The following is a 15,297-nucleotide window of genomic DNA, read 5'->3' as shown; positions in this document are numbered from 1 at the left end:
GCAGGGGGCTTACATACTCCCTGATTATGTCTCGCAAACAGCTCTATAAGTCCTCCCCTGTTCCACTCGGCCGCTCCCCCGTTTTTAACAGCCAAGCTCAACCGCTTATATAAACTGACAAATCGGGACAGGAGCGTGAAATATGAAAAAATGGTACACTCTATGTATCTGCAAACGGAAGTTGACCACAATCTCCCAAATCAGAAAGGATGACTCGCATGAATCATTCCAATCGCGAATTTGCAGATACCAAACATGTACTGCGCCATTTACAGCGCTTAAAGCAGGTCGAAACGATTAACGCTATCGTTCTTGGTTTCTTCATTTACGGAGCGGCGATTGGAATCTTCCTTTCCGGCAGCCTGTACGCAGACCATGCCCAGCAAAAAGGAACAGCCTTTATTACAGCCTCCCCTTCTACAGTAAGTCTTTCGATGGGGATCAGCGCCATCCTGGTAGTCGGTGCAGCTGTCTCGGCGTATCTCTTCTACTCCCTCGTGAAGCGAAGAAAGGCCGTTGAAAAGCATATCCACCCACGCATCACGTCTTATTTTTATGAACACTTACCTGAACATACAGTGGAACGATCTTCTGCTGCGACTGATAGTACGCTGGCAGAGAAAGAAACGGTGCACCGCGCTTATGTCAGCTACGACATCTGGTCTTTGGAAAAAGACAGCACGTTCACAGCGACGATCCGCACGAAATGGCAGGGATTCCACCTGAATACGATTGAATCAGATTCCAAGCTTCGAGCCGAAAGCGCAGCTGACTTAAAGGAGCTGATCGATGAACGTCTCGATCAACTGGATACGCTGATTCAGCGCACGCTTTACTTCAGCAGCTCGGACATATCGCATTTACGTACACCTGACAATCAGCTGGTCGACACCTTGTTCCAGGATTTTGTCCCGGCGATCAAGCGCCCGGCCCGGCAAAAGTCGAATAATTAAATCTACGTTCTTTCAAAAACGCAAGCCGCCACTGACCATGTGGCGGCTTGTTTGTCTTTCTCATGAAACAGTGATAACGCCTTCTCTACATGGGGTCATTGAACCTTCTGTCACCTTTCTTGACAATCCGATGTGTGCGTTGTAAAGTGCGGGATATCCCATTATCTCGATCAGGTATGTGGAGATCATTACAATTATGGAACGAGTATAGAAATGAGGGAATGCACATGGCAAAGCGAAGCCTGGAACAACGGCTGCAGGACGGGACCGTCGTAGCTGGAGAAGGATATTTATTTGAACTGGAGCGAAGAGGTTATCTGCAGGCCGGCTCCTTTGTGCCGGAGGTCGCACTGGAGAATCCAGATGCACTGAAGCAGACGTACCGCGACTTTATGAACGCCGGCTCAGACGTCGTTCTCGCGTTTACGTACAACGCCCACCGGGAGAAAATGCGGATTATCGGCAAGGAGGATGTGCTGGAGCCGCTCAATCGGCAGGCGATCCGCCTCGCAAAAGAAGTCGCCAAGGAGCATCCGACCGAAGAGGCGCTCGTTGCCGGAAACATTTCCAACACGAACATCTTTGACCCGGATGATCAGGAATCCGTTGATAAAGTGCGGAGCATGTTCGCCGAGATGATCAGCTGGTGTAAAGAAGAAGGCGTCGACTATGTGAACGGCGAAACGTTCTACTACCATGCGGAAGCCGTCGTCGCGCTCGAGGAAATTCAAAAGCAGGGGCTTCCGGCCGTGATTACGATGGGTCTCATGGGAGAAAACATCCTGCGTGACGGGTATACGGTTGAGGAATCGTGCCGCCTGCTTTCCGAAAAAGGTGCGCTCGTCGTCGGCATGAACTGCTTCCGCGGACCGAATACGATGCAGCCGTACCTCGAGAAGATCCGCAGCGAGGTTGACGGGTATGTTGCCGGTCTACCGGTGCCGTACCGCACAACCGAGGAGCACCCGACGTTTTTCAACCTGCCGGACGGCGGCTGCAGCTGCCACCTGCCAACGGAAACGACCTTCCCGACGTCGCTCGACCCGCTTTACCACAACCGCTACGAAATTGCGGCTTGGGCGAAGGAAGCCAAGGATCTTGGCATCAACTATATCGGCCTATGCTGCGGTGCTTCACCAGCGATGCTGCGGGAAGTAGCAGAAGCCGCAAGCCAGGAAGCGATTAACTCCAAGTATTCCCCGGACATGGAGAAGCACTTCCTCTTCGGGAAAGACGAAACGCTTAACAAACAGAACCTGGACTACCGCAATAAAGCATAACGAAAACCACCAGCCTTCCGATCGAATCGGGAGGCTGATTTTTTGATAGGCTTTATTAGACCAAGCTGAAGGAGCTTGGACTTAAAAGATACGCAGTTATGTTAAATGGAAAAGCCGTCGACTAATCCCCTCACCTGCTTACAGCGTTCGTATTTCCATCGACAACCTCACACCGGCTGGATAATTAGTGAAAAAATGGGAACTTACTTTGTGATTGATGCGTATAGAAATAGAGATAAGCAACTAGTACAAGTGAAACAGAGGTGATGGACATGCTCGGCTATTTTATTCGAATGGTTTCCACGATGGCAGTTGGCGCCTTGATATTAACTGGCGTCTGGTACATGACGGACTTTGCCTGGCAGAATATCATGTTTGTCGGTGGCTCCATTATGGCATTGATTTGCATCGGCGGAGGTAACGGTGCCATGATGGCAGGCAGTGCGGTTCACTCGATGTCCACTGTAGACGATATTAAAACTCAAAAACGCGATTACCCGGCCGCACTCAACCCCTACTTCGTCGGCATGGTGTTACTCACACTTAGCGTCATCCCATTAGATATGTATTTTCGTTGAGTGAAGATTGAAATCCCTTGAATAACGCAAACATTATCCAGCCGCTTTTCAGCTGCTGCTGGATGAAGGGTCGTACAAATGTCTCCTGATTTGAATTTACTGCTGCAAAGTGGTCGGATGAGGTAAAGAGGATCAGGCTTTCTCAAGGGAGCACAGATCAATGCAGCAAATCCCTTACCGAAAAACAGCAGCCCCGTCCGGTTAATGAACGGGGCTGCTTTCATTCTTATTCCTGATTAACCTGCTTCTTCTTTTTCGTGCGACGAGCAGCCCAGTAAATCACGCCTGCAATCAGTGCAAGCGGGACGAGCATCGGTGATAATCCGATAAGGAAGACAGTCACGCCAGAGAAAGCCGAAAGCAGGAAGTTGACGGTCGTCATAAACAGGCTCTGCGCTCGCTCAAACGTATTCAGCGATTCCTGATCCTGTAGCTGATCCAGTTGCACTGCACGTTCCTGTATCTGAATCGTTACCGTCGAATAGGCAACTTGATTTTCCAGATAGTTCATTCTGCCGGTAACGCGTTCGATTTCACTCTGCACCTCGTCCAAATCCTGAGAAATGGCAAGCAGATCCTCCGTCGTCTCCGCATCTTCCAGAAAGCTCAGCAGCCGCTCCTCCACCGCTTCCTGGGCACGAAGTTCGGATTCCAGATCGACGTACTCTTCCGATACATCATTGCCGCTCGTGGAACGTTCCAGTACTGTCGCACTTGCAGACTCCAGCTCCTGCAAAAATGGATGGAAATCCTCGTGCGGAATCCGGACCACCATGCGGCCGCTGCGCTCTTCGTTTTCTCCTGCCTGCTCGACATTGGACTCGACTACATATCCGCCCCTCGCATCGACCTGCTCCTGAATGGCAGCCTGCATCGTGTCAAAATCATTCACTTCGACGGAAATCTCTCCATTATAAATCACCATCTGTCCCGTCTGATCGGCAGTCGGTGCTTCCTCGCTCTCCGGAAACGCTTCCTGATCCGCGTCCTCTTCCGCCGGGGCATTCGCTGCTTCTTCGTTGGATTCCACAAGACCGCCGCCATCATCCACAGTATCTTCGGTATTCCGATTATCAGAAGCCTGATTATCATCCGCCTGATTCATGCACGCACCCAGAATGACCAGCACCGCTGTCATAAGAAGGAAAAACACAAGCTGTTTTCTTCGCAAAAGAAAAACCCCCATTCTGTGTCTTCTTACCATATTAGTCATAAAAATAGCAGGGTAAGTTACAAATAATGGAGGTGAGTCTTAGTGAGCTAGTGTAAATCCTAAATTAGAGAGCAATTCATCACAATTAATAGAGAGCAACATTCTACTGGATAAGTATTTGCGTAGAGGAATAAATGAAGCAGGTAAGGTCAAATGAATAACTTGAATAAAAACTAGCTGCTTTTTAAGCGCAGCTGGTTTGAGGTTCGTATAAGTGGGATTATGTTAACTCAATAGTAGACCTTATTAAGGGTAACCGCCAATAAAATAGTCTTAGCGTTGTAAATACGCATTTTCCTAAAAATGCTCCGATATAAGAACAACTTATAAACTCTCATGAAACGAGACTTTATTTTGTAGATCTACAACCTTAAAAGTCGAATCTCCTTAGCGAAGGTGAATTCGGCTTTTATGATCCAAATATTAGCATAGCGTATAATTTCGTTGAAATGTTAGCGGTAACCCTTGTTGTATCATGATATGATATTTTTCAATCATCCGAATGATTAACAACAGTGGGATACGGGGATGTTACGATTCCTGAGCATTGTTCTCCAGAGCTCATTCGAGCACCTTGATCACTTTTTTGTTTTTCCATCCGGTGTCTTCGATGTCTTTCCGAAAAACTTGTATGACTACGACCGTTTCCCTTTCTAGGTTGAAAAGTGGACAATACCCCTTAGCAGGATCGGCTCTTCGCACACCCGTTTCGGAATGATCCAATGATACAAGTTGGTTCGTGTTTACACCAGGACGCCGTTTTCGTTTCGGTGTTGCCGGACTGCCCATCCATTTGGGGACAAATTTTCCTTATGCTCTAACATTATTTTAAGAGTTTAAATCGTAATCCTTTTCTAGAGTTTTTATCACTTCATAAGCTATCTGTCTTATCGTGAAAGCTTCGTTTTCCAGTACAGGTTGAGCGGGACCATCATTTCGTGCAAAAGTTTCTCCTAAACCTTCTTCTCGTGTAAGCCTCCTATACTTGTTTGATAAAGTAGCGTCTTCATGGGCTCCACCAACTTTATTTGCAACTTCAAGAATTAAACCTTTCCTCGTATACTTACCTCCAGTTTCTAGTTGTAATACTTTTTGGTGGAACCAATCACTAAAAATCTTTTTTTGCTCTGATAACTTAAGTGAGTCATCAGTACAATTGGGAAACAGTTTTACTCCATCTATCTCTATAGTTTTATAAAACAGCGGTTCGTCATCAATTAACATATTAGAATTTTCATATTCATGAATAGCAGAATCAATAAATTGTCTATTCTCTAAATCTAATTGGTAAAGAGCAGAGCACGACTTCAAGGCATCGTGTAACAAAATACGTAAAGATAATGCCATTTGGCTGAATTCATCAATTTCTCCTTGATCAAAAAGATTTGCACTACGTTTTAGTCTTTTTCCATGTTTTTGAAGTATTCTAATAAACTCACTTTGATCACGATTAGCCATCTATTTCCCTACTCTCTTTATTAAAATTTTGCTTGAACAATTTATTTATCTATAAATAGCTATGGGCATAACAATAGCAGCCGGGCCCTTCACATTTTCTTTAAACTCGTTTGGCAAGCCTTCTGATTTTTTACTCCTTCTTTGTTTTCGAGTTAATAATTTTTTTTCCAGTTCTTCAAGGTCGAATAAATCAAACTTGTGACCTTTTGGAATCACTTTCTCAATTTTGCAAAGCATTTTATATTCCGTACCCACTGCTTCGTTTTGATCCTTAACTAAATATTTTTTGTTGAGATAACTGACAAACTTATAATTCCCATCCAAAGTTTCAAATTTTATAGGGACCCCGTTTTTTCCTGTAGTTCTTTTACTTGGTCTATTTGAGTTAGTAGTTCAGTAACTTCTTCTGGATCTATTGCTCTTAAGGTGGCTCCAGCCGATCCGATTAATCTAGCTTGCTTCTCTAAGTCATACAATTGAGTAAAATGCATACTCCTTTCTTAATGATAAAATATTTATTTTCATCTTTTTAAAATAATCCAATATATCTATCAATGTATAAGAAAAACATGAAGAAAGTATGAAAAGAACCGGATAATTTGTAGAAGCAGGGTTAGGAATGAGGTTAAAGTTTACGTTCTTTCCTTTAGTTTCAATGTAGCACACTTAAAAAACCTAGCTGTGAGGAGTTCACAGCTAGGTAAGATCATTTGAGATTCCTTTGGTTACGCAGCTTTTTTACAAATTTCTGCACATTTAAAGCATGCTTCTGCGCAGCGTTGACAATGCTCGTGATCATGTTTCTTACATTCATTCCCACAGTCTTCACAAATCTTAGCACAAAGCGAGGCTAAATCCGCTACATAAAGACTATTTCTTGAAATCGCTTGCTCCAAGTATCCGCATAAGTCCGCGCATTCCCGATCTAATCGGATGCACTCTGCCATCATTTTTACGTTGTCTTCTTGAAGACATGCATCAAAACAATGATTACACGCTTCCATACATTCATGTAATGCCTGTAGAAGTTCTTCGTGACGATCGTGTGCCATGTGTAAAACTCCCTTCCATTTAAAGTTATCTTTCTCTTCCCACTCGCGTGTATTTCAAACACTGAAGATATTCCTGTTATTCTGTATTGCCGAATACTATCAGTATAATCACTGGCGTCGCTTGTTAAATCATTTTTGTTTCTTTTAGTAATGACCATTCGTCTTTCACCGGCATCATTATATGCAGTAAAATCAAATCGAATTCTTGCTCTCTTCTTCTCTTATCAAGAAATTGCCTTCTGTGTGTAAAGTAGAAGGACGATAGCCCGTGTATTTTGTAAAGAAGCTGGTGGAAGTAATTGCAGCAGAGGATTAGTGTCCCCCATGCCCTCCGTCACCAAGTGCTTCAATTTCAAGCTTTTGATCAATAATCCCTTGATTTTGATAAGAAATCGTATCTTCATTTCCTAAAATATAAGCATGATTATAAGGTCCTTCCATTGGAACCTCTTCGAAAGAAGGTTTTAATTGGGCCAGGTAATCGGCGTGCGCTTGTTCAAGTTCATCCTCCTCCACCCATATCAGTGGCGCGTGCTTTCCTAAATGAGCGAGCGGTAAACCTGGTAGTACCATACCTGATTCTTCCGGAGATGCAAACACAAGCCCATGACCCGGTTCGTCAATTCCCCATCCGAAGTTATCATCCTGGTACGAAGCAAAGGCAATAGAAAGCTCTACTGGCGTCTCTCCTTCGACTCTTTCAACATTACCATATTCTTGAAGCTCTTCTGCTATTTCCTCGGAGATAGCTTCCTCATTTCCAAGCAGATATATATTCGCTTCTCCCTCTCTTGCTTCCAAGGCTTCTGCTGTCGCTTCCGGAATTTCTTCGTTCACATAAAGCAGAGATTCGTCCATGTGAGCGATCCAGCTTCCAGCGAGCAAAGAAGAAGCCTGATGCTCCTCTTCCATGGAACCAATGATCACACTCTCCGGCAATTCTCCAATGGTTTCTGCGTACTGATTTTCTACTTCTCCTGCAAATTCAGCAGGATCTTCCTCATAAATACTGTGTACTTCAAAACCTTCCAGTAATTCTTCTTCCTCACTTGTAAGTTCTGCTGCTGCAAGGACCTCTATCCCCTCTTCATTCCCCAGAGGATTGAGTCGTTCGATTTCACTTATTAATTCTTCCGTTAACCCATCTTCCATTAAGAGGAGCGGACCATCATTTGGGTGGTGAACGAGCGTTAAAGCTGCAAGTGCGTGCTGCCACTCTGCGGCATCAGCCAGAATAACCGCTCCCGGCTGATTTGCTTCATGCGTCGCCGGCCAGATCGTTTGCGCTGCCGTAACTGTCATTTCTTCTATGCTGGAGGCATCCAGTCTCGTAACGTTTTTCGTATTCAGCGTCTGCAGATTTTCATTCGCTCCTTCATTAAAATCCTCAGGAAGTTCTGCTGCTTCCTCCTCAAAGTCTTCTCTTGCCTCATTCGTTTCCTGATCCATGTTCTCATCATTCATGTCATGATGATTCATATTGTTCTCATTCATGTTATTGTGATCCATGTCCCCATCGTTCATGTCATTTTCATTCATATTTTCCTCATTGATTTGGTTCATGTTATTCTCATTTGCTGAAGTATTTTCCTCACTTTCATTGCAAGCTGCTAGCAACAAAGCAGAAGAAACCAGCACCACTCCAGAAATCGTTGATTTTTTCCTATTCATTTTTATTACTCCCTTTCTTCTATATCTTTTTAAAATTTCGTCCTGCCATTAGTATAAAAAATAAATTTGAAGAAACTATGAATTTTTATTTTTGAATAAGGTTATTTAATCCTATAACCTAGAATGGAACAGATATTATTGCTCGTTTTTATAGATACCTTACCAGTTACACTTCTTTCTATAGCATACGATTAACCAGGAATCAAAACGAGCATTTAGCTTCTCCTACTGGGAGATCTTGTTTTTCGCTTTAAAAAGAGAAAACTCCTTATGTAAAAGAAAAAATAAACTTGGAGAATACTGCTTTCATACATTCTTCATATTTAGATTGCATAATGATTGAATAGAGTAACATAGAAAATTTGTAAGGAGATGAGCAACTTGTCAAATAAGAATATTTCTATTCTAGCGGTTACGATTGCTTTTGTAACCACCGCTTGCAGCACTGATGCAGAGCAAGAAGCACGAGAAGAAGCAGAAGAAATCATGCATATGCATGATATATCTTTTCATACGTCCGGAAATGGAGATCCATATATCGGTACGCACCACGGCCTTCTGCATGTAAATATTGATAATCAAACGATGGTTTGGGAGGGGTCTCCAGAAGAACGCCACGATTTTATGGGACTTACTATTTTAGAGGATGGAGTCTTTATTAGTAGTGGCCATCCGTCCCCTGCCTCTGACTTAGGTAATCCTTTAGGCGCTATGCGCAGTGAAGACGCGGGAGAATCGTGGGAAGTAGATGTACTTTATGAAGAGGTTGATTTTCATCACCTTGTTGAAAGTCCCGCAGATGCTTCCATTCTTTATGGGTTTGACGCTTACAATGGACATCTTTATTCATCAAGAGATGCCGGCCAGGAGTGGACAATAGTAAATGAAGAAGATTTTAATGACCAGGAAATCTTAGAAATATTTGCAGATGCGGAGGATTCTGAAGTTCTGGCTGCTGCTTCCCCGTATGGAATCTACCGCTCTGAAGATGGTGGGGGATCCTGGGAGCATATACAACAAGAAACGACTGCTTTAAGTAGTACTCCTTATGACGATGGTCATTTAGTTTATGGCGTGGGAGAGCAGGAAGGTTGGTTTTATACAGAAGACTTAGGAGAGACGTTGGAAGCATATGACATGGCACTACCCGATGAACCTATTATTGCATTTGATAGACATGGAGACACCATTGCTGCGGGAGGAACTGAGGATTCCCTCTATCTTTCTTTTGATGGAGGAGCCTCTTGGGAAATTTGGATTGATAAAGGGGAGCCCATAGCTCCCTAATCCCTTCTTTTACTTTCTTCCACGTACAATTCTTTTTCTAACTTCCTTTGTTTTTTTTTTCGGATTTTTTCAACAAATTTATAACAATAAAAGCTAAAGACCACATCACTGCAAGTATAAAAAAAGTATATCCGTACCCCCCATCCTCCCAACTTGGAAGATGTACGATTGATTCTGCTACACTCATTTTTCCCCTCCTATTATCAAATTTAAATAGTTTAGAACTTTGCTCATTTTTCTGAAATAAACATAGGAGGAGACCAAGAGCTCCTCCTAAAAACTAAATTTCTATAAGGATTTTTAAAAACACTGGGGCCTACATAACAAATAAGTTTATTCCCAGTCTAAACACTACTATAAGGAAAAAGCAGACGGAAATATCATGGAATTAGGAAACAATGGAACTACTGCAGAAGTAAGATGAGAAGCTCGACCGGACCATTCCCTTCTCTTCTTTACGTGGGGGTTCGTGGCCGCACACTCATTAAACCGAAGCCAGTGCTGCTTTTAAAGGTGTTTCGCTACCTGTAGATCGTGGTCATCCGAGTGCCAGATGGTACGATGACTTCTCCACTGGAAAAATAGGAAATCGAGCTAGTCCCCTCCTAACTCATATTAGCAAGCTTGTTATCCTCTTTGATTGGTTTTCCGCAAGATTCACATAAGTAAGTACCAAACGGATTTTGACATCCACATTCGCAGGTTATTTTATTCATGTAGTATCTCCTGGTAAATTTATGGAATGAGATCGTCCAGTGAAGCCACCATCTGCTCTTCAGTTTTTGCTCCTAATTGCCGCTTTACGCGTGTTCTATTAAAAAGTTCTTCTAAAATGAATTGTTCCAAAGATAATCCCTAATCCATTAAATAATAACCCTTGCGAATAGCATTTGATTTCATTGAAAGTGAATCGATATTCTAGTATTTACCACTGCATTAATGACTGCAGCTGTTCCAATCAAAAAAATCCGCGCTTTATTTCTTTATTTTTTTCTTCTCTTTTGAATGATTGTTCGTTTGCGAAGATTCTTCATCCAAATATCGTATTTTCGATAATCCCTTTTTACGACGGTATACCATTAAACCCACTGCGACAATGACTAGAACGACTGAAAGCATCATCGCTGTCCGTAAATCAAATATCATTAAACTATCGGTTCTCAATGATTCGATAAAAAAACGTCCAACGGAATACCAAATGACGTAGGTAAGGAAAAGTTCTCCTCGACGTAAGTTCACGCTCCGTAACCATAGTAGAAAGACAACCCCTATTAAACTCCAAATCGACTCATATAAAAATGTTGGATGATAATACACACCATCAATAAACATTTGATTAACGATAAACTCAGGAAGCAGTAAACCTTCTAAAAATTCCCGACTTACTTCCCCTCCATGAGCTTCTTGGTTCGTAAAGTTTCCCCAGCGCCCGATGGCTTGACCGAGCAAAATACCAGGTGCGGTAATATCGGCAATTTTCCAAAACAATAACCCTCTTCTTTTCGCGAATACTACAGTAGTAATCACTGCACCAATAAGCCCGCCATGAATGGCTAGACCGCCTTCCCAAACCGCAAGTATTCTTCCTAAATCACCAGTGTAATGTTCCCAATGAAAAATCACATAATACAAGCGGGCCGATACAATAGAAATGGGAATCGCATATAGTAATAAATCAGTGAGCGTATCTTTCGGCAAGCCACGTTTATCTGCTTCACTAGCCGCGATCAAATAGCCCAATACTGCTCCAAGCATAATAATTATTCCATACCATTGGACAGTGATTGGTCCAAGATCAAATGCCACTGGATCTATTATTTGATTAGTGACAACCATCGTTACTCTCCTCTACTTATTTCAGTCTATTGTTCATTTGAGCATATTTCATAATAAAAGGAAGGCTACTACCTATCCTTCCTTTTATTATGAAAATTTATTGAAGAAAGACGAAATGTCTAGATCGCTTTGCTTCATTCTTCCTTTTGCCTGTAAGATTATCAAAATTGCTGCACCAAAATTGTACATAATCGAAAATAAGCCATTTTTAATGAAATTTACGATATTATACTCGCGTACTAATGCTCGAGCCACTTAATGTTATTCCAATTTGGTCGAATTTCTTATAGTTTTGCTTTAGGCTATCATATTAAAAAGAGGTATAGATATATATAGAATTACGATATTGATAATTCCTTTATATAATTTATAAATTAAATGATTAAAGCAGCGCAGTATTCCTCCCAGAATCAAAAACGCTTTCGATCCTTTTAGTTTCGAAAGCGTTTTTTATAGGAGCGATTGTTTTATTCAGTCTATTATATTAATTGCTGAGAATATTTGAATCTATTCCCCAGCAGCTAATTCGCTTTCTGTCACCCATTTATGATTCGAGACTTCTTCTTGAGTATCTGTCATAACAAAATCCACCATGTATACGGTTGTTTCTTCCGCTGTGTCAATAGTGGCCTCTGCACCATCCATACCCTCCATATGCTCTGCATCGAGTATGACTTCAGTACCTGCATCCAGCGGTGCTGACTCTGTATCTACAAATTCTTCATGAATGACCCATTTATGGTCTTCTACAGGTTCTCCCCCGTCTGTAGGTATATACGAAACCGTATAAACGGTGGTATCAAAGGCGCCGGATATTGTTGCTTCAGCGTCTGTCATGCCCTGCATGTGGTCTGCTTGAATAATCGCTTGGCTTCCTACTTCATACGTAGAATTTTCTGCCTCTTCCAGACCTTCAGGTACTTCACCGGAACTAGACATTTCTTCAGCTGAGTGATCCATTTCTGAGTGGTTCATCTCTTCCTCAGAATTCGACTCGGAGTTCATATTCATTTCTTCTTCCCCAGTTGCATCTGTTTCAGAGTTCTGAGGCTCCTCACTCTCATTGATTGGAGACTCTTCATCAGCGCACCCCATTAACAAAACTGCCGCTAGCAAAGGAAGGGATCCTAATGTCATTTTATTTTTCCTCATATTTTCACCTCCAATTTCTTTACTATTAAACAGCATAGTCTAAAGGTGTGAAATTTATATGAAGTTAAGATAAAAATTAATGTATGGAGTGATGGGAAAGGAAATAGTTTCAAAAAAGCATTAAATTTTTATGTAGAGATTACCGAACACCTATTATATGTCTATCCCGTCCAATTAGGTCTTGGGTGTCTAGTTATTCATTTATATAGGCTAGATCGTCGTGCAGAAAACCGGGATCAAAAGGCGGGAAGCTCCCGCAGCACCTTGTCTAGGTTCAAATGCAGGATCTTCAGATCGACCGAATAAAAATTAAACCCATAGGCTCATTGGGTTTCATCAACCTTATATTCCACGACACTTAAGTCGGACACGTTCTGTTAGTCTGAGTGTTCCCTTCGCTCATCGGGTGCTTAGGTGAGCGTCCGTTTTTAAGTAAAATGGGCGCAGTTATGGCAATTATGTCGCTCTCGATTCGACGACGAAAATCGGAGAAATCTTCATAAAAACTTCATGGTTTTTTGTTATCCTTAACAAACAAATTTTATTATAACGAAAGAATTTTAGGAAAAGAAGGAGGAGAACCATGAGCATCACTGAATCAATTGTACATTTACCCAGCCTTGAAGAAGGAGATTATATTTACACATTCGCACTGATGAGCGTAGCATTTATCATTGCTCAGCTCATCGTTATTCTATTAAAGAATCAGAACAAAAAACTAGAACAGGAAGAAAAGGAAAAAGAGTAAAACAATTGAAACTTGTTTCTCTATAAAAATAAGTTTCGGCAGATTTTCAGCTCCTTTTCCTTTAATAAAACATAGACAATAGCAATCACAAAATTTTCTACAGGAGTGTGAACCTATGGGCCGCCCCCTTCACCGCAAAAAAGAACTGATATTCCGTCACATAGTTTCAGGAACTGCATCTTTGCTTCTCGTTTACTTATTTTATCTTTCTTATACTTCCTGGGGGGTGGAACTTGCTCTCTGGCCTGACTGGGGGGCAGATCACCCTTTTTGGCGCGCATGGGCGCATGCCGCCTTTATACTGTTATTTATCACGCTCATTCTTTCTCCAATTGCCGTTCTTTGGCCACCCGCTGCACGTTTCCTTTCATGGAGGCGTGAAATAGGGATATGGTTTGCCATTCTCTCGGCTGGACACGGTTATGCTATCCTGGATCGCTGGGCCCAATGGGATCTTGCTGTATTATTTGGCTTCCAATACGTAGAAGAAATCGGAAGTTATGTGCTCATGAGACCAGAAGTCGGCATCATGAACATAATGGGTTTGATTGTAGCCCCTATGATCATTCTGTTAGCCGCCACCTCATTTGACAAATCCATTCAACTTCTCGGAGTTTCAACCTGGAAATGGCTTCACAGAACTCTTGTTCATGTGATTTTTTATATCGTGATGTTACGAGGTATCTTATACTTGTTTTATTTTTTTCAAACGACACCTCCGGACTGGATACCCTATCCACCGATCTGGTTTTTATACGTTTTTCTAGGCATGGGTTTAACTGTGGTGGTTTTGCAAGCTGCAGCATTCACTAAAAAAACTCTACAAAATCGGAACCACCAGCAACAAAAAAGCTGGGTGCAAATAGGATTCGTTCTTGGCGTTTCTTTCCTATATATTTTGCCCATGCTACTTCTTCTCGTAGCCGTGATCTATTTTGATACCATTGCTTTGGAAATTCTTTGAATCAGATAGTGTGTCTGGAAGAGCCTTGTGCCCTGCAAAATCTTCTCTTAATAGCGAACTGCTAGTAACTTCCGCTTCACTAGCGCTGCAACTCTCAAAATTCGAGACAGTAAAGAAAATTGCACATTAATATTAAAATTTCGTGCAGTTTCTATGGGATCTATATATCAGTTTATTTATAAAAGATATATGGCAGGTACAATTATATAGGAGGGATTTATAAATGGCTCATGAACAGCATTAGAAATTGATTCAAACTTTGCATGTGGGGAGGCGTGTAATCATTGTTTCGATGCCTGCTTGCCAGAAGAAGAGGTAAAAATGATGGGAGAGTGTATGCGTCTGAATTGTGAAGGTGCAGATATCTGTGCATTTTTAGAACAAGCGTTAACTAGGAACGCACCATTTACTTCTGATTTAAAAGCAGCCTGTGCGAAGATTTGCGAAGCATAGACAATGAAAGTAAGAAGCATAATCATGATCACTGTAAAAAAATGTGCAGCTGCTGGTAAAGAAATAGCCTGAAGTAGAAATAACCCGCAAAAGAAGTGGCATGCCATGCTGAATTCCTAGTGCCTTATGACTTAAATAGAACATCCTCTTTTCAATAGTCCCCTTTTAAACCTCCTTCGAATTGGCTTGGCAAGGCGTTATTTATAGTAATCAATATACTCGTCAGCCATTCTAAAGGCTATTGTACCAAGTGAAATGTAGTTCTTCGATTAAAAATCATAAGCAAGGATACGGAATCAGCACGCAATTTGGTTTATCCAGGAATGGTGCTTTGACGTATAGGAGACCCTCTTGTTCTGCGACAAAGCGAACCAAAGATTCAGATTGGGAGGTGTTCAGCGGATTCAGGATTTTGAGCAATGACCAATGGTTGCGACCCAACGATAACATTGAAATGAGAAGGTATTTCAATTATTGGGTCATGCTAATAAAAGAAAACCTCTACTAGGAAGCTGTCCAGTATACATAATGGACAGCTTTTTCATTAGATATTCATATTCTATCGAAGTTACGCATAAGAGTGAAGACCTGTATTTGGCAAGAGAAAAATGTATAAAACGGCAGCGCTTTTTGCCATGCCACTCGTGAACCC

15 protein-coding genes are annotated in these 15,297 nt (G+C 42.0%); 7 read left to right on the top strand and 8 right to left on the bottom strand.

What is annotated here, in order from left to right; all coding sequences use genetic code 11:
* The first annotated feature begins 218 nt into the window (after positions 1 to 218).
* The 3 genes from ACFO4L_RS01105 to ACFO4L_RS01095 all read left to right on the top strand — a co-directional run bounded on the left by ACFO4L_RS01105 (position 219) and on the right by ACFO4L_RS01095 (position 2,811).
* Complete coding sequence (locus ACFO4L_RS01105; protein WP_377907797.1) at positions 219 to 953, top strand: hypothetical protein; 735 nt, start codon at positions 219 to 221, stop codon at positions 951 to 953.
* 227 nt (positions 954 to 1,180) lie between these two features.
* Entirely contained in the window at positions 1,181 to 2,233 is a 1,053-nt protein-coding gene (locus tag ACFO4L_RS01100; RefSeq protein WP_377907796.1) for a homocysteine S-methyltransferase family protein, read from the top strand.
* A gap of 263 nt (positions 2,234 to 2,496) precedes the next feature.
* On the top strand, positions 2,497 to 2,811 hold the full coding sequence (locus tag ACFO4L_RS01095; protein WP_377907795.1) for a hypothetical protein: 315 nt from the start codon (positions 2,497 to 2,499) through the stop codon (positions 2,809 to 2,811).
* A 226-nt stretch (positions 2,812 to 3,037) separates the two neighbouring features.
* Here ACFO4L_RS01095 and ACFO4L_RS01090 read toward each other — a convergent pair whose 3' ends face one another.
* The 5 genes from ACFO4L_RS01090 to ACFO4L_RS01070 form a co-directional block, all read right to left on the bottom strand.
* Positions 3,038 to 3,982 carry a DUF4349 domain-containing protein gene (locus ACFO4L_RS01090; protein ID WP_377907794.1) on the bottom strand — a complete coding sequence of 315 codons (945 nt, stop codon included), beginning with the start codon at positions 3,980 to 3,982 and terminating at the stop codon, positions 3,038 to 3,040.
* A gap of 870 nt (positions 3,983 to 4,852) precedes the next feature.
* Entirely contained in the window at positions 4,853 to 5,482 is a 630-nt protein-coding gene (locus ACFO4L_RS01085; RefSeq protein ID WP_377907793.1) for a hypothetical protein, read from the bottom strand.
* A gap of 45 nt (positions 5,483 to 5,527) precedes the next feature.
* Complete coding sequence (locus ACFO4L_RS01080; RefSeq protein WP_440898475.1) at positions 5,528 to 5,806, bottom strand: DUF6414 family protein; 279 nt, start codon at positions 5,804 to 5,806, stop codon at positions 5,528 to 5,530.
* A gap of 401 nt (positions 5,807 to 6,207) precedes the next feature.
* A complete protein-coding gene (locus ACFO4L_RS01075) occupies positions 6,208 to 6,534 on the bottom strand; it encodes a four-helix bundle copper-binding protein (protein ID WP_168006069.1) in 327 nt (108 codons plus the stop codon).
* 312 nt (positions 6,535 to 6,846) lie between these two features.
* Positions 6,847 to 8,097, bottom strand: a complete 1,251-nt coding sequence (locus ACFO4L_RS01070) for a cell wall-binding repeat-containing protein (protein ID WP_377907791.1) — start codon at positions 8,095 to 8,097, stop codon at positions 6,847 to 6,849.
* Between the two features lie 489 nt (positions 8,098 to 8,586).
* Between ACFO4L_RS01070 and ACFO4L_RS01065 the strand changes: the two genes are divergently transcribed.
* Positions 8,587 to 9,492 (top strand): F510_1955 family glycosylhydrolase, encoded by a 906-nt coding sequence (locus tag ACFO4L_RS01065; protein WP_377907790.1) that lies wholly within the window; start codon positions 8,587 to 8,589, stop codon positions 9,490 to 9,492.
* A gap of 37 nt (positions 9,493 to 9,529) precedes the next feature.
* On the opposite strand, the gene ACFO4L_RS01060 is transcribed toward ACFO4L_RS01065, so the two are convergent.
* From ACFO4L_RS01060 to ACFO4L_RS01050, 3 genes are all read right to left on the bottom strand, one after another.
* On the bottom strand, positions 9,530 to 9,679 hold the full coding sequence (locus ACFO4L_RS01060) for a hypothetical protein (protein ID WP_377907789.1): 150 nt from the start codon (positions 9,677 to 9,679) through the stop codon (positions 9,530 to 9,532).
* A gap of 788 nt (positions 9,680 to 10,467) precedes the next feature.
* The gene (lgt, locus tag ACFO4L_RS01055; RefSeq protein ID WP_168006061.1) at positions 10,468 to 11,328 is read right to left on the bottom strand and encodes a prolipoprotein diacylglyceryl transferase; all 861 of its coding nucleotides are present in this window, start codon (positions 11,326 to 11,328) and stop codon (positions 10,468 to 10,470) included.
* Positions 11,329 to 11,835: 507 nt separating this feature from the next.
* The gene (locus tag ACFO4L_RS01050; RefSeq protein ID WP_168006059.1) at positions 11,836 to 12,480 is read right to left on the bottom strand and encodes a YdhK family protein; all 645 of its coding nucleotides are present in this window, start codon (positions 12,478 to 12,480) and stop codon (positions 11,836 to 11,838) included.
* 583 nt (positions 12,481 to 13,063) lie between these two features.
* Between ACFO4L_RS01050 and ACFO4L_RS01045 the strand changes: the two genes are divergently transcribed.
* From ACFO4L_RS01045 to ACFO4L_RS17565, 3 genes are all read left to right on the top strand, one after another.
* Positions 13,064 to 13,228: a hypothetical protein gene (locus ACFO4L_RS01045; RefSeq protein ID WP_168006057.1), complete on the top strand. Its 165-nt coding sequence runs from the start codon at positions 13,064 to 13,066 to the stop codon at positions 13,226 to 13,228.
* Positions 13,229 to 13,343: 115 nt separating this feature from the next.
* Complete coding sequence (locus ACFO4L_RS01040) at positions 13,344 to 14,192, top strand: ferric reductase-like transmembrane domain-containing protein (RefSeq protein WP_168006055.1); 849 nt, start codon at positions 13,344 to 13,346, stop codon at positions 14,190 to 14,192.
* A gap of 300 nt (positions 14,193 to 14,492) precedes the next feature.
* Positions 14,493 to 14,645 (top strand): four-helix bundle copper-binding protein, encoded by a 153-nt coding sequence (locus ACFO4L_RS17565; protein ID WP_465251173.1) that lies wholly within the window; start codon positions 14,493 to 14,495, stop codon positions 14,643 to 14,645.
* Positions 14,646 to 15,297: the final 652 nt, after the last annotated feature.

This window comes from Bacillus daqingensis (genome assembly GCF_042654445.1).
GTDB lineage: Bacteria > Bacillota > Bacilli > Bacillales > Salisediminibacteriaceae > Alkalicoccus > Alkalicoccus luteus.
The sequence above is the reverse complement of the archived record's forward strand: the minus strand, read 5'-3'. Positions and strand labels throughout refer to the sequence as shown.

Bases quoted from the DNA above. Each gene is read 5' to 3' on its own strand.
- ACFO4L_RS01105 (WP_377907797.1), top strand. From the start codon at position 219: ATGAATCATTCCAATCGCGAATTTGCAGATACCAAACATGTACTGCGC.
- ACFO4L_RS01100 (WP_377907796.1), top strand. From the start codon at position 1,181: ATGGCAAAGCGAAGCCTGGAACAACGGCTGCAGGACGGGACCGTCGTA.
- ACFO4L_RS01085 (WP_377907793.1), bottom strand. From the start codon at position 5,482: ATGGCTAATCGTGATCAAAGTGAGTTTATTAGAATACTTCAAAAACAT.
- ACFO4L_RS01075 (WP_168006069.1), bottom strand. From the start codon at position 6,534: ATGGCACACGATCGTCACGAAGAACTTCTACAGGCATTACATGAATGT.
- ACFO4L_RS01070 (WP_377907791.1), bottom strand. From the start codon at position 8,097: ATGAACCAAATCAATGAGGAAAATATGAATGAAAATGACATGAACGAT.
- ACFO4L_RS01060 (WP_377907789.1), bottom strand. From the start codon at position 9,679: ATGAGTGTAGCAGAATCAATCGTACATCTTCCAAGTTGGGAGGATGGG.
- lgt (WP_168006061.1), bottom strand. From the start codon at position 11,328: ATGGTTGTCACTAATCAAATAATAGATCCAGTGGCATTTGATCTTGGA.
- ACFO4L_RS01050 (WP_168006059.1), bottom strand. From the start codon at position 12,480: ATGAGGAAAAATAAAATGACATTAGGATCCCTTCCTTTGCTAGCGGCA.
- ACFO4L_RS01045 (WP_168006057.1), top strand. From the start codon at position 13,064: ATGAGCATCACTGAATCAATTGTACATTTACCCAGCCTTGAAGAAGGA.
- ACFO4L_RS01040 (WP_168006055.1), top strand. From the start codon at position 13,344: ATGGGCCGCCCCCTTCACCGCAAAAAAGAACTGATATTCCGTCACATA.